Genomic DNA, 13,493 nt, shown 5'->3' with positions numbered 1-13,493 from the left:
GCAGCGCGGCGGACATGCTGAACACATGCGGATCGGAGTACGCGACGGTCGGCATGCCGAGACGGAAGAACTTGTGCTGGATGTCGAGGGCGACGATGCCGGAGTTGCCGCAGCCGTAGAACTCGATGCGGCGCGCGCCGGCCAGCAGCGCGATGCCGTGCTCGATCTGATCGGCCGACAACGCATTGCGCACCGACATCAATGTCGCGATGGTGCGGTCGAACACCTTGCCGGCGATATCGGCCGGCCGGTCCTGCGGATTGACGTCCTGGTGCACGAAAGGCGTGCCGGCGCCGACGGTCTGCGCGAACTGCAGCTTGAACTCGCGAAAGCCGTCGTAGCCGAGCGCCGCGCAAAAGCGTGCAATGGTCGGCTGCGACACGCCGGCAAGGCGAGCGAGCTCCGGCATCGACAGCCGGATCACGCTGGCGCCGTGGCGCGCGACGTAGTCGGCGAGGCGGCGTTCGGAGGGGCGAAGGGAGTCGTAGACGGCGAGGATGCGGTCACGCATGAGGGCGGCAAGAGTCGGATTGGATCGGGATTTGTAGAGATTCTACTTGGCCGGCCGAATGATCGGGTGGAATGCCGTGCGCCGCAGTCGGGAATAACCCTGATGCCGAACGATGGAAAGCTCGATTTCATTGGGTTTTTTCGCTGTTTGGGATGGGGCGGTGCGACACGAGGCTTCTGGAACGGCGCCGTCTTCCGGTAGAATGTAGAAATTCTACACAAATCGACCCTGCCGGGATCCGCCGATATCCCGTTGATCGAACCGCCCGATCCCCCGTTCGCCTCTTCATATCGAATGCCACAGACTCTCGATTCCGCCGTGCGCGACGTCACCGCGCGCATCGTCGAACGTAGCCGCGCCAGCCGCAGCGCCTACCTGGAGCGCTGCGCCCGCGCGCAACGCGAACTGGGCCCGGCACAGGGCTTGTCCTGCGCCAACCTGGCTCATGGCTACGCCGCGCTGCCGGCCGCCGACAAGCTGAAGCTGCGCGTGGAACATGCGCTGAATCTCGGCATCGTCACCGCGTACAACGACATGCTGTCCGCGCACCAGCCCTATGAGCGCTATCCCGCGCTGATCCGCGCGGCGGCGCGTGAAGTGGGCGCGGTGGCGCAGGTCGCCGGCGGCGTGCCGGCGATGTGCGACGGCATCACGCAGGGCAATCCCGGCATGGAGCTGTCGCTGTTCTCGCGCGATGCGATCGCGATGGGCGCCGCGATCGCGCTGTCGCACAACACCTTCGACGCGGTGGTGATGCTCGGCGTCTGCGACAAGATCGTCCCGGGGCTGGTGATGGGCGCGCTGCAGTTCGGCCATCTGCCGGTGGTGATGGTGCCGGCCGGACCGATGGCCAGCGGCTTGCCGAACAAGGAGAAGGCGCGCGTGCGGCAGCTGTATGCGACCGGCCAGGTCGGCCGCGACGCGCTGCTCGAGGCCGAGTGCCAGGCCTATCACGGCGCCGGCACCTGCACGTTCTATGGCACCGCCAACAGCAACCAGCTGCTGATGGAAATCATGGGCCTGCATCTGCCGGGCGCGGCGTTCGTGCCGCCGGAGGGCGGCCTGCGCGATGCGCTGACGGCCGCCGCGGCGCAGCGCGCGCTGGCACTGTCGGCACGCGGCGATGGCTATCTGCCGATCTGCCGCATCGTCGACGAACGCGCGGTCGTCAACGGCATCGTCGGACTGCTGGCGACCGGCGGCTCGACCAACCACACGATCCATCTGGTGGCGATGGCGCGTGCGGCCGGCATCGTGATCGACTGGGACGACTTCGACCGGCTGTCGCGCGTGACGCCGCTGCTGGCGCGCGTCTATCCGAACGGCGCCGCCGACGTCAATCATTTCCATGCGGCCGGCGGCGTCGGCTTCGTGATTCGGCAGCTGCTCGATGCCGGGCTGCTGCACGAGGACGTCGAGACCGTGGCCGGCCCGGGACTGGCGCGTTATGCACGGGAGCCGGTACTGCACGACGGCGCGTTGCAGTGGCGCGAAGCCCCGGGGCAAAGCGGCGACGCGCAGGTGCTCGCGCCGATCGACAAGCCGTTCGATCCCGAAGGCGGATTGCGCTTGATGTCGGGCAACCTGGGCCGCGGCGTGATCAAGGTGTCGGCGGTCGCGCCCGAGCACCGGATCGTCGAGGCGCCGGCGCGCGTGTTCGAATCGCAGCAGGCGTTGCAGGACGCGTTCGCGCGCGGCGAGCTCGACCGCGACGTCATCGTCGTGGTGCGCTTCCAGGGGCCGAACGCCAACGGCATGCCGGAGCTGCACCGGCTGACGCCGCCGCTGGGCGCGCTGCAGGACGCCGGCCATCGCGTCGCGCTGGTGACCGACGGCCGCATGTCGGGCGCTTCCGGCAAGGTGCCGGCGGTGATCCACGTCGGCCCCGAGGCCAGCGCAGGCGGTCCGCTGGCGCGCGTGCGCGATGGCGACCTGCTGCGCGTCGATGCGGTCGCCGGCACGCTGGCGTGGCTGGGCGATCCGGCAGAGCTCGCGGCCCGCGCGCCTGCTGCACCGCCGCAGGACGCGTTCGCCGACTACAGCCTGGGCCGCGGCCTGTTCGGCCTGTTCCGCCGCCACGCGCGCGGCGCCGAGCAGGGCGGCAGCGCGCTGGACCTCAGCGAGGCCGATGCGATGGCGGCGCCAGCGCCGCGGGCACTATAGTCGTGCTGTAGGGCGTACTTGCGGCAGCCGCTATCCGGAACCCGCTATCCGCTATCCGCTGGACGATATCCGATATCGAATCAATCCCGAAGTCGGCCGGACCTGGCGTCCGGCCTCGACCGCCCGCATGCGAACTCGCCGGCGCGCGGTCAGACCAACAAGGACGGCACCGACCGTCCGATCCTGATCGATGGAGCAGACATGATCTATATCCTGATGGGCGTCTCCGGCAGCGGCAAGACCACGGTCGGCTCGCTGCTGGCACAGGCGCTGCATTGCGGCTTCCATGATGCCGACGAATTCCACAGCGCCGCCAACAAGGCCAAGATGGCCGCGGGCATTCCGCTGACCGACGAGGACCGCTGGCCCTGGCTGGACGCGATGCGCGCGGCCATCGACCAGGCCCGCGCCGAGGGCCGCCCCCACGTCTTCACCTGCTCCGCGCTGCGCCAGATCTATCGCGACCGGCTGACGCCGCCCGACGGCGGGGTCAGCTTCATCTACCTGAAGGGCGATATCGACGTGCTGCGCACCCGCCTGGCCGGCCGCAGCGGGCATTTCTTCGACCCCAAGCTGCTGCAGAGCCAGCTCGATACGCTGGAGGAGCCGCGCGACGCGCTGGTGCTCGATATCCGCAAGCCGCCCGAGGAGCTGGTGCGCCAGATCCTGGCGGCGCGTCCGCCGGTCCGCGGCAGCCAGCCCGTGCACTGAAATGGTGTGCCGGGGCGGCGTGTTCCCGCGCCGCTCCGCGCCATTCCGTGCCGTTTCCCGCCCCTGCGCGTCTTTCCGCCCCGTTTTGCGCAACCGTTCCACTGGCAGACATCTTGCTTGAATGTCTGCCAAGGCACCTGACTTCCTTCTCGGGGGCAGCGGCCGGACGTATGCTGTAGGAGTCAACGATGCGCGGCGGCCGGTCGCGCGCCCGGCACTGGGGAGGGCATCATGGCGGCGCGGTTTTTCGATGAAATGCTGGACTGGCGCGGCGATGCGCCCCCGAACATCGCCGCCGGGCAGGCCTTGTCGCCCGACGCGATCCGGCCGCACTACCGTCACTTCGCCGACTGGCTGGCGCGCCAGTCGGAGGCCACCATGGCCAACAAGCGTGCCGAGGCCGACCTGGTGTTCCGGCGCGTGGGCATCACCTTCGCCGTCTATGGCGACAAGGACGAGGACAACAGCGGCACCGAGCGCACCATCCCGTTCGACGTGATTCCGCGCATCTTCCCGGCCGGCGAATGGGCGCTGCTGGAGCGGGGCCTGCGCCAGCGGGTCGCCGCGCTGAACCGCTTCATCCATGACATCTATCATGGGCAGGACATCATCCGCGCCGGCGTGATTCCGCCCGAGCAGGTCTACGACAACGCGCAGTACCGTCCCGAGATGCTGGGCATCGACGTGCCGCGCGACATCTATGCGCATGTCGCCGGCATCGACGTGGTGCGCGCCGGCGAGGGCGAGTTCTATGTGCTCGAGGACAATCTGCGGGTGCCGTCCGGCGTTTCGTACATGCTCGAGAATCGCAAGATGATGATGCGGTTGTTCCCCGAGCTGTTTGCGCGCAACCGCGTCGCGCCGGTGGCCCACTATCCCGACCTGCTGCTGGACATGCTGCGCAGCGTGTCGCCGCAGGGAATGGCCGATCCGACCGTGGTGGTGCTGACGCCCGGCATGTACAACTCCGCCTATTTCGAACATGCGTTCCTGGCGCAGCAGATGGGCATCGAACTGGTCGAGGGCAGCGACCTGTTCGTGCAGGACGACTTTCTGTACATGCGCACCACGCAGGGCCCGCAGCGCGTCGACGTGATCTACCGCCGCGTCGACGACGACTTTCTCGATCCGCTGGTGTTCCGGCCCGATTCGACGCTGGGCGCGGCCGGCCTGCTGGCGGTCTATCGCGCCGGCAATGTCACGGTATGCAATGCGATCGGTACCGGCGTCGCCGACGACAAGTCGATCTATCCCTATGTGCCGGAGATGATCCGCTTCTATCTGGGCGAGGAGCCGCTGCTGGCCAACGTGCCGACCTATATGTGCCGGCGCCCGGACGATCTGCAGTACGTGCTCGACCACATGGACGAACTCGTGGTCAAGGAAACGCACGGCGCCGGCGGCTACGGCATGCTGGTCGGGCCGGCGGCGACGCGCGCGGAGATCGACGCGTTCCGCGAGGTGGTCAAGGCGCGGCCGCATCAGTACATCGCGCAACCGACGCTGGCGCTGTCGACCTGTCCGACCTATGTCGAGGCCGGCATCGCGCCGCGCCATATCGATCTGCGGCCATTCGTGCTGTCGGGCAAGGAGGTGCGCATGGTGCCGGGCGGGCTGACGCGCGTGGCGCTGCGCGAGGGGTCGCTGGTGGTCAATTCCTCGCAGGGCGGCGGCACCAAGGACACCTGGGTGCTGGAGCGCTGAACCGCTGAACCGCCGAGCCATCGATACCTGGCAACCCCTGCCGACCCCCCGCGATCTTCGACCGGACCACGGAGAGCCATCATGCTGAGCCGCACCGCCGACCACCTGTTCTGGATGGCGCGCTACACCGAGCGCGCCGAAAATACCGCGCGCATGCTCGACGTCAACTACCAGACCTCGCTGCTGCCGCAATCGATCGAGGTGGCCGAGCAGGGCTGGTGGGCGATGCTCGATATCTCCGAGTTGACGCACGCGTTCGACCACAAGTACGGGCTGCTCTCGCGCGAGGACGTGATCGACTTCATGGTGCGCGACATGACCAACCCGTCGTCGATCATGAGCTGCCTGCGCGCGGCGCGCGAGAACGCGCGCGCCGTGCGCGGTTCGCTGACGACCGAGGTGTGGGAGACGCTGAACACCACGTGGCTGGACGTGCAGCGGATGATCACGGACGGCGTGCTGCGCGACGATCCGTCGCAGTTCTTCGAATGGGTCAAGTTCCGCTCGCATCTGGCGCGCGGCGTGCAGTTCGGCACCATGCTGAAGGACGACGCCTTCCACTTCATGCGCCTGGGCACCTTCCTGGAGCGCGCCGACAATACCGCGCGGATCCTCGACGTCAAGTTCCAGGCCACCGGCAGCGAGAATGGCGGCAGCGAGCGGACCGAACAGGATTTCTATCACTGGGCCGCGGTGCTGCGCTCGGTCTCGGGCTTCGAGGTCTACCGCAAGATCTACCGCACCGTGATCACGCCGGTGCGCGTCGCCGAACTGCTGATCCTGCGGCCCGACATGCCGCGTTCGCTGGTGTCGAGCATGGACGAGGTGGTGGCGATCCTGGCGCTGGTGCGCAACCAGCAGTCCGCCGAGACCGAACGGCACGCTGGTAAACTGCATGCCGACCTCAAATACGCGCGCATCGACGACATCTTCGCGGTCGGGCTGCACGCGTTCCTGACCAGCTTCCTTGAACGCATCGGCGATCTGGGCAGCGGCATCAGCCGGGATTTCCTGGTGCCCCCGCTGGCAGCCTGAAAGCCTGAACCCGGCGTCGCGCGACAGGACCGTGAAATACCAGATCCACCACCGCACCGTTTATCGCTATACCGAGCCGGTGATCCGCAGCGTTCACGAGCTGCGGCTGGCGCCGCGCTCCGGCCCGCTGCAGCAGGTGCACCAATGGCAGCTGTCGGTGCCGGGCAATCTGTCCGAGGCGCTCGACGGCTTCGGCAATATCGTCCATCAGTTCACGCTGGCGCGGCCGGCCGACACCATTACCATCGCCGCCAGCGGCGAGGTCGAGATCACGCCCGCCGCCGATGCCGACGGCTGCTTCGGCGACGCCCCGCCGCCGGGCGAGGCGCGCGTGTCGCCGCTGTACTTTCGCAGCGGCACGCCGCTGACCAGCGCGCCGGCCGAGCTGAGCGCATTTGCCGCGCCGTATCTGGCCGCCGGCCATGACCCGGCCGCGCTGCTGGCGCTGGCCCAGGCGATTGGCGAACGCGTGCGCTACCAGCCCAATGCCACCGATGTCGGCACCAGCGCCGCCGAGGCCTTCGCACTCGGCGCCGGGGTCTGCCAGGACCAGGCGCAGGTGATGGTGGCCGCCTGCCGCGCCTTCGGTGTGCCGGCGCGCTACGTCAGCGGCTATTTCCACGACCCGGCCGCCACCGAGCTGGCCAGCCACGCCTGGGCCGACCTGTGCGTCGACACCGAGCGCGAGCGCTGGTGCAGCATCGACGTGACGCACGGCTGCTTCACCGACACCCGCCACATCCGCCTGGCGGTGGGGCGCGACTACCGCTCGGCGGCGCCGATCCGCGGCGTGCGCGAGGGCGGCGGCACCGAATCGCTGTCGGTGCAGATCCTGATCGAGCCGGTCTGAGCCTCCGGGGTGCAGGGCGCGCGCGAGGAGGGCGCTAGAATGCCGGGATGCTCCCGCGCGTTCCGCCGCGCGCCATGTCACCACAATAAGACAAAGCCATGACGTACTGTGTAGCCATGCGGCTCGATGCCGGCCTGGTATTCCTGTCCGACTCGCGCACCAATGCGGGTGTCGACGCGATCTCGACCGCCCGCAAGCTGACGGTGTTCGAGGAGACCGGCGACCGCGTCATGGTGCTGATGACCGCCGGCAACCTGGCCATCAGCCAGTCGATCCGCCAGATCCTGATGGAGAGCCGCGACGGCAAGCGCTCGCTGTGGACCGCGCGCGATATGTTCGAAGCCGCCTCGATCGTCGGCGACGCGGTGCGCCAGGTGCATCGGCGCGATGCCGATGCGCTGCGCGATGCCGGCATCGAGTTCAACGTCAGCCTGATCTTCGGCGGCCAGATCGGCCGGGAACGGGCGCGCCTGTTCAATATCTATGCGGCCGGCAATTTCGTCGAGGCGACGCCGGAGAACTGCTACTTCCAGATCGGCGAGGCCAAGTACGGCAAGCCGATCATCGACCGCGTGGTGCACCCAGCGTTGCCCCTCGCCGAAGGGGCCAAGTGCGCGCTGATCTCGATGGACTCGACGCTCAAGTCCAATATCTCGGTGGGGCTGCCGCTGGACCTGCTGGTCTACGAGGCCGATTCGCTGCACGTGACGCGCTTTGCCACCATCGACGACCGCAATCCGTATTTCTGCATGATCCGCGAGACCTGGGGCGAGCGCCTGCGCCAGGTATTCCGCGAGATCGACAATCCGGAATGGGACGCCGCCGACCGGGTCGAGCACCCGCTGACGCGGCAGGGCGAGGGCGACCGCTGGGGGCAGCCGGTGCGGGCACGGCGCGAGCGTCCGCGCGAACCGCAGTGAACCGTGGTGGAGCTGGCTTCGAGGGCTTGCACGGTGCCGGGGCGCGGCCGAATTCGACACGTGAGCGCACAGTCCGGCACGCCGATTCGGGCGGTCCATCCGGCCCCGCTCATGTATAATCCCGATTTCCCCGGCAAGCTCGGTTTATGACCAAATTCGTCTTCGTCACCGGTGGCGTCGTCTCTTCCCTCGGCAAGGGCATCGCTGCCGCCTCGCTCGCGGCTATTCTCGAGTCGCGCGGCCTCAAAGTCACCCTCCTCAAGCTCGATCCCTACATCAACGTCGACCCCGGCACGATGAGCCCCTTCCAGCATGGCGAAGTATTCGTCACGGAAGACGGCGCGGAGACCGACCTCGATCTTGGCCACTACGAGCGCTTCGTCTCGGCCAAGATGCGCAAGTCGAACAACTTCACCACGGGCCAGATCTACGAATCGGTGATCCGCAAGGAGCGGCGCGGCGAATACCTGGGCAAGACCGTGCAGGTGATCCCGCATATCACCAACGAGATCCAGGCGTTCATCGAGAAGGGCGCGGCCGCCTCGCACGAAGGCAAGGCCGACGTGGCGCTGGTCGAGATCGGCGGTACCGTCGGTGACATCGAATCGCTGCCGTTCCTGGAGGCCGCGCGCCAGATGAGCCTGCGCATGGGCCGCAACCACGCGGCCTTCGTCCATCTGACGCTGGTGCCGTTCATCGCCAGCGCCGGCGAGCTCAAGACCAAGCCCACCCAGCACTCGGTGCAGAAGCTGCGCGAAATCGGCATCTCGCCGACCGCGCTGCTGTGCCGCGCCGACCGGCCGATTCCGGACGACGAACGCGCCAAGATCTCGCTGTTCGCCAATATCCCGCAGGAAGCGGTGATTTCGGTGTGGGACGTCGACAGCATCTACAAGATCCCGCAGATGCTCAACGAGCAGGGCCTGGACCGGCTGATCTGCGAGGAGCTGCGCCTCGATCCGAAGCCGGCCGACCTGTCGATGTGGCAGAAGCTGGTCAACGCGCAGGAAAACCCCGAACACGAAGTGACGATCGGCATGGTGGGCAAGTATGTCGACCTGACCGAGTCGTACAAGTCGCTGATCGAAGCGCTGCGTCACGCGGGCATGCATACCGCGACGCGCGTCAATATCGAATACATCGATTCCGAGGAACTGGAATCGGGCCACCTCGAAGTGCTCAAGCCGCTGGACGCGATCCTGGTGCCGGGCGGCTTCGGCAAGCGCGGCACCGAGGGCAAGATCCGCGCGATCCAGTATGCGCGCGAGAACAAGGTGCCGTACCTGGGCATCTGCCTGGGCATGCAGCTGGCGGTGATCGAGTTCGCCCGCCATGTGGCCGGCATGCGCGACGCCAACTCGACCGAGTTCAGCCTCGAGACCGAACACCCGGTGGTCGCGCTGATCACCGAATGGGTGGACCGCGACGGCAAGGTCGAGCAGCGCTCGGCCGATTCCGATCTGGGCGGCACGATGCGCCTGGGCGCGCAGCGCGTGCCCGTCAAGGCGGACACCAAGGCCGCGCAGATCTACGGCGCCGAGGTCAACGAGCGGCATCGCCATCGCTACGAGGTCAACAACCACTATGTGCCGCAGCTGGAACAGGCCGGCATGGTGATCTCGGCCCGCACCCCGACCGAGAACCTGCCCGAGATGATGGAGCTGCCGGCGCAGATGCACCCCTGGTTCGTCGGCGTGCAGTTCCACCCGGAATTCACCTCGACGCCGCGCGCGGGCCATCCGCTGTTCAAGGCCTACGTGGAAGCCGCGCTGGCCGGCCAGCAGCGCCGCAAGGGCGCCTGAAGCGGCCGCATAGCAGGAGAGCAAGATGAAATTGTGTGGATTCGACGTCGGCCTGGACCAGCCGTTCTTCCTGATCGCCGGTCCCTGCGTGATCGAGTCGGAGCAGATGGCCCTCGATACGGCAGGCCAGTTGAAGACGATCACCGGCGAACTCGGCATCCCCTTCATCTACAAGTCCTCGTTCGACAAGGCGAACCGCTCGTCGGGCAAGTCCTTTCGCGGACTGGGCATGGAGAAGGGGCTGGAGATCCTGGCCACGGTCAAGCGCGAGATCGGCGTGCCGGTGCTGACCGACATCCACGAGATCGACGAGATCGCGCCGGTGGCGGCGGTGGTCGACGTGCTGCAGACGCCGGCCTTCCTGTGCCGGCAGACCGATTTCATCCGCGCCTGCGCCCAGAGCGGCAAGCCGGTCAATATCAAGAAGGGCCAGTTCCTGGCCCCGGGCGACATGAAGAACGTCATCGACAAGGCCCGCGACGCCGCCCGCGAAGCCGGCCTGCCCGAGGACAGCTTCATGGCGTGCGAGCGCGGCGTGTCGTTCGGCTATAACAACCTGGTTTCCGACATGCGCTCGCTGGCGATCATGCGCGAGACGGGCGCGCCGGTGGTGTTCGACGCGACCCACTCGGTGCAGCTGCCGGGCGGGCAGGGCACCAGCTCGGGCGGCCAGCGCGAGTTCGTGCCGGTGCTGGCGCGCGCCGCGGTGGCCGTCGGTATCGCGGGCCTGTTCATGGAAACCCATCCGGATCCAAGCAAGGCGATGTCCGACGGCCCCAACGCCGTGCCGCTGTCGCGCATGCGCGAACTGCTGGCGGTGCTGAAGGACCTGGACGCGCTGACCAAGCGCGCCGGCTTCCTCGAAGACAATTTCGGCTGGCCGGCCTGCGCCTGAGCGCGGCGCCAAGCGCCAGCCGTCAATCGTCAGCTGCAACGGCTTTCTCGCCGATCACCGATTCCGCACGTTGCCGCCGTCATCCGGCGGCAACGTTGACAACCATAAGATTCATCCTGGAGATACGCATGGCCGCCGGCTACATCATCGCCTACGTCGACGTCACCGATCCGCAGCAGTACGAGCAGTACAAGGTCCTGTCCAGCAAGGCCATGCAGGAGCACGGCGCCGAGGTGCTGGTGCGCGGCGGCCGCACGGTCCCGCTCGAAGGCGAATGGGCGCCGACCCGCGTGGTGCTGCTGAAATTCCCGAGCGTCGAGGCGGCCCAGGCCTTCCACGACGGCGAGACCTACCGCGCGGCCCGCAAGGCGCGCGAGCATGCGGCCCGGATGAACATGATCGTGGTCGAGGGCGTTTGAGCTTCGACCGGCGCGTCGCCTGACGCGGGTCTCCATCCGGAGCACGCGGGCAAGGCAGCGCGATCCCAGACGCGGTGCACAGTCGCAGTGCACGGACCCAAGCTTCATCAGATCTAGATCAAGAGGAATCCATGAGTGCAATCGTAGATATCATCGGTCGCGAGGTTCTCGACTCGCGCGGCAACCCGACCGTCGAATGCGACGTTCTGCTCGAATCGGGCGTGATGGGCCGCGCCGCGGTGCCGTCGGGCGCGTCGACCGGCTCGCGCGAGGCGATCGAACTGCGCGACGGCGACAAGTCGCGCTACCTGGGCAAGGGCGTGCTGAAGGCCGTCGAGCACATCAACACCGAGATCTCCGAAGCGATCATGGGCCTGGACGCCTCCGAGCAGGCCTTCCTGGACCGCACGCTGATCGATCTGGACGGCACCGAGAACAAGAGCCGCCTGGGCGCCAACGCGATGCTGGCCGTGTCGATGGCGGTCGCCAAGGCCGCCGCCGAGGAAGCCGGCCTGCCGCTGTACCGCTACTTCGGCGGTTCGGGCGCGATGCAGATGCCGGTGCCGATGATGAACATCGTCAACGGCGGCGCGCACGCCAACAACAGCCTGGACATCCAGGAATTCATGATCATGCCGGTGTCGCAGAAGAGCTTCCGTGAAGCGCTGCGCTGCGGCGCCGAGGTGTTCCACGCGCTGAAGAAAATCCTGGCCGACAAGGGCATGTCGACCGCGGTCGGCGACGAAGGCGGCTTCGCCCCGAACTTCGCCTCGAACGAGGAATGCCTGAACACGATCCTGCAGGCGATCGAGAAGGCCGGCTACCGTGCCGGCGAGGACGTGCTGCTGGCGCTGGACTGCGCCTCGAGCGAGTTCTTCCGCGAAGGCGAGGACCTGTATCACCTCGAAGGCGAAGGCCTGACGCTGAACTCGACGCAGTGGGCCGACTACCTGGCCAATCTGTGCGACAAGTTCCCGATCGTGTCGATCGAGGACGGCATGGCCGAGGGCGACTGGGACGGCTGGAAGGTGCTGACCGACAAGCTCGGCAAGCGTGTGCAGCTGGTGGGCGACGACCTGTTCGTCACCAACACCAAGATCCTGAAGGAAGGCATCGAGAAGGGCATCGGCAACTCGATCCTGATCAAGATCAACCAGATCGGCACGCTGACCGAGACCTTCGCCGCGATCGAGATGGCCAAGCGCGCCGGCTACACGGCCGTGATCTCGCACCGTTCGGGCGAGACCGAGGACAGCACGATCGCCGATATCGCGGTCGGCACCAACGCCGGCCAGATCAAGACCGGCTCGCTGTCCCGCTCGGACCGTATCGCCAAGTACAACCAGCTGCTGCGCATCGAGGAAGACCTGGGCGATATCGCCAGCTACCCCGGCAAGAGCGCGTTCTACAATCTGCGCTAAGCCCGGGAGTCGGCGGGTGTGCGGCGGCCCCGGCCGCCGCGCCCCTCGCGCAAGCGCCGCCACCGCCAAGTCGTCCGATCTCTAACTGCCCATGCGCCTGATTACGCTGCTGTTGTTCGTGGTGCTGCTCGCGATCCAGTACCCCCTGTGGCTGGGCAAGGGCGGCTGGTTGCGCGTGTGGGAATTGAACAAGCAGGTCGGCGAGCAGACCGCCCGCAACGAACAGCTGAAGCGCCGCAACGCCAAGCTCGAGGGCGAGGTGCTGGACCTGCAGGACGGCACCGGCGCGGTCGAGGAACGGGCGCGCTACGAGCTCGGCATGGTCAAGGACGGCGAGGTGTTCATCCAGTTCGTCGCGCCGGCCCCCAAGGTCAGCGCCACGCCGCCGCTGCCGCCGCCTCCGGCGACGAAGCCAGCCTCCGGCGGGCGCTAAGTCACCACCGCGCGACGGAGCGCCAGGCTGGCGCCGGCTCGGCGCTCACGCCAGCCGCTTTACCACCACCAGTACGGATAGCCGCCCCAGCCCCAATAGCCGGGCGAGCCGATGCTGACCCCGCCGCCCCAGCGGCCGCGGCCCCATCCCCCGTAGTACAGACTCCAGCTCGACAGCGGATACGCCGGATAGGCGTAGGTCGACGCGCGCGCCCATGCCTGGGCCTGCTGATCGCGCGCGATCGCGGCTTCCTGTTCGCGCAGCACCTGCTTGTTCAGCGTGTCGAGGCGCTTGCGTTCCTCGGCACTGAGCGGCGCGGCCGGGCCGCGCGAGCCGGCATCCGGCGCCAGCCGGGCGATGGGCGGCGAACCGTTGATGTCGCGGGGCAGATTGGCGGCGCATCCCGCGGCCAGCAGCGGCGCGGCCAGCAATGCAAGACGGATCGACGAAGGGATGGCCGGCATGATGACCTCCAGGCGGTGCGCGGGTGTCGGTAAGAGTTTGTTGTCTTTGATTTTAGTGAGCGCACAAAGTTTGCGGCGCCTGCGCACTTGCAGGGTTTCTCCCCTCTCCCGCTTGCGGGAGAGGGGCGGGGGGAGAGGGCAGCGGCGGTGAATATGGCGGGGGGG

General features: G+C 67.5%; 13 protein-coding genes. 11 read left to right on the top strand and 2 right to left on the bottom strand.

Annotated features, from left to right (window positions below; translation table 11 throughout):
* Positions 1 to 511 (bottom strand): MurR/RpiR family transcriptional regulator (locus B551_RS03125; protein ID WP_023263464.1); only part of this gene is annotated, 511 nt, incomplete at its 3' end.
* Positions 512 to 805: 294 nt separating this feature from the next.
* Here B551_RS03125 and edd point away from each other — a divergent pair.
* From edd to ftsB, 11 genes are all read left to right on the top strand, one after another.
* Positions 806 to 2,674, top strand: a complete 1,869-nt coding sequence (gene edd / locus B551_RS03120) for a phosphogluconate dehydratase (RefSeq protein WP_023263463.1) — start codon at positions 806 to 808, stop codon at positions 2,672 to 2,674.
* Positions 2,675 to 2,875: 201 nt separating this feature from the next.
* Positions 2,876 to 3,385, top strand: a complete 510-nt coding sequence (locus B551_RS03115) for a gluconokinase (protein ID WP_006576084.1) — start codon at positions 2,876 to 2,878, stop codon at positions 3,383 to 3,385.
* A gap of 231 nt (positions 3,386 to 3,616) precedes the next feature.
* Positions 3,617 to 5,089, top strand: coding sequence for a circularly permuted type 2 ATP-grasp protein (locus B551_RS03110; protein ID WP_006576083.1), 1,473 nt, complete (start codon positions 3,617 to 3,619; stop codon positions 5,087 to 5,089).
* An 81-nt stretch (positions 5,090 to 5,170) separates the two neighbouring features.
* Positions 5,171 to 6,124: an alpha-E domain-containing protein gene (locus tag B551_RS03105; RefSeq protein WP_006576082.1), complete on the top strand. Its 954-nt coding sequence runs from the start codon at positions 5,171 to 5,173 to the stop codon at positions 6,122 to 6,124.
* A gap of 31 nt (positions 6,125 to 6,155) precedes the next feature.
* Positions 6,156 to 6,974 (top strand): transglutaminase family protein, encoded by an 819-nt coding sequence (locus tag B551_RS03100; RefSeq protein WP_023263462.1) that lies wholly within the window; start codon positions 6,156 to 6,158, stop codon positions 6,972 to 6,974.
* Between the two features lie 98 nt (positions 6,975 to 7,072).
* Positions 7,073 to 7,894, top strand: a complete 822-nt coding sequence (locus B551_RS03095; RefSeq protein WP_082928252.1) for a peptidase — start codon at positions 7,073 to 7,075, stop codon at positions 7,892 to 7,894.
* A 146-nt stretch (positions 7,895 to 8,040) separates the two neighbouring features.
* Complete coding sequence (locus tag B551_RS03090) at positions 8,041 to 9,696, top strand: CTP synthase (RefSeq protein ID WP_006576080.1); 1,656 nt, start codon at positions 8,041 to 8,043, stop codon at positions 9,694 to 9,696.
* Positions 9,697 to 9,721: 25 nt separating this feature from the next.
* Positions 9,722 to 10,591, top strand: coding sequence for a 3-deoxy-8-phosphooctulonate synthase (kdsA, locus tag B551_RS03085; protein WP_006576079.1), 870 nt, complete (start codon positions 9,722 to 9,724; stop codon positions 10,589 to 10,591).
* A gap of 128 nt (positions 10,592 to 10,719) precedes the next feature.
* Entirely contained in the window at positions 10,720 to 11,010 is a 291-nt protein-coding gene (locus B551_RS03080) for a DUF1330 domain-containing protein (protein WP_006576078.1), read from the top strand.
* Positions 11,011 to 11,141: 131 nt separating this feature from the next.
* On the top strand, positions 11,142 to 12,431 hold the full coding sequence (eno, locus tag B551_RS03075; protein WP_006576077.1) for a phosphopyruvate hydratase: 1,290 nt from the start codon (positions 11,142 to 11,144) through the stop codon (positions 12,429 to 12,431).
* A gap of 91 nt (positions 12,432 to 12,522) precedes the next feature.
* A complete protein-coding gene (gene ftsB, locus B551_RS03070) occupies positions 12,523 to 12,864 on the top strand; it encodes a cell division protein FtsB (protein WP_006576076.1) in 342 nt (113 codons plus the stop codon).
* Between the two features lie 59 nt (positions 12,865 to 12,923).
* On the opposite strand, the gene B551_RS03065 is transcribed toward ftsB, so the two are convergent.
* Positions 12,924 to 13,328, bottom strand: coding sequence for a hypothetical protein (locus tag B551_RS03065; RefSeq protein WP_006576075.1), 405 nt, complete (start codon positions 13,326 to 13,328; stop codon positions 12,924 to 12,926).
* Between the last annotated feature and the right edge of the window lie 165 nt (positions 13,329 to 13,493).

The organism is Cupriavidus sp. HPC(L) (assembly GCF_000307735.3).
In the GTDB taxonomy this organism is placed as follows: domain Bacteria; phylum Pseudomonadota; class Gammaproteobacteria; order Burkholderiales; family Burkholderiaceae; genus Cupriavidus.
The sequence above is the reverse complement of the archived record's forward strand: the minus strand, read 5'-3'. Positions and strand labels throughout refer to the sequence as shown.

What these genes read in the sequence shown, in the direction of transcription:
- edd (WP_023263463.1), top strand. Translation starts at nt 806, where the DNA reads ATGCCACAGACTCTCGATTCCGCCGTGCGCGACGTCACCGCGCGCATC.
- B551_RS03115 (WP_006576084.1), top strand. Translation starts at nt 2,876, where the DNA reads ATGATCTATATCCTGATGGGCGTCTCCGGCAGCGGCAAGACCACGGTC.
- B551_RS03110 (WP_006576083.1), top strand. Translation starts at nt 3,617, where the DNA reads ATGGCGGCGCGGTTTTTCGATGAAATGCTGGACTGGCGCGGCGATGCG.
- B551_RS03105 (WP_006576082.1), top strand. Translation starts at nt 5,171, where the DNA reads ATGCTGAGCCGCACCGCCGACCACCTGTTCTGGATGGCGCGCTACACC.
- B551_RS03095 (WP_082928252.1), top strand. Translation starts at nt 7,073, where the DNA reads ATGACGTACTGTGTAGCCATGCGGCTCGATGCCGGCCTGGTATTCCTG.
- B551_RS03090 (WP_006576080.1), top strand. Translation starts at nt 8,041, where the DNA reads ATGACCAAATTCGTCTTCGTCACCGGTGGCGTCGTCTCTTCCCTCGGC.
- kdsA (WP_006576079.1), top strand. Translation starts at nt 9,722, where the DNA reads ATGAAATTGTGTGGATTCGACGTCGGCCTGGACCAGCCGTTCTTCCTG.
- B551_RS03080 (WP_006576078.1), top strand. Translation starts at nt 10,720, where the DNA reads ATGGCCGCCGGCTACATCATCGCCTACGTCGACGTCACCGATCCGCAG.
- eno (WP_006576077.1), top strand. Translation starts at nt 11,142, where the DNA reads ATGAGTGCAATCGTAGATATCATCGGTCGCGAGGTTCTCGACTCGCGC.
- ftsB (WP_006576076.1), top strand. Translation starts at nt 12,523, where the DNA reads ATGCGCCTGATTACGCTGCTGTTGTTCGTGGTGCTGCTCGCGATCCAG.
- B551_RS03065 (WP_006576075.1), bottom strand. Translation starts at nt 13,328, where the DNA reads ATGCCGGCCATCCCTTCGTCGATCCGTCTTGCATTGCTGGCCGCGCCG.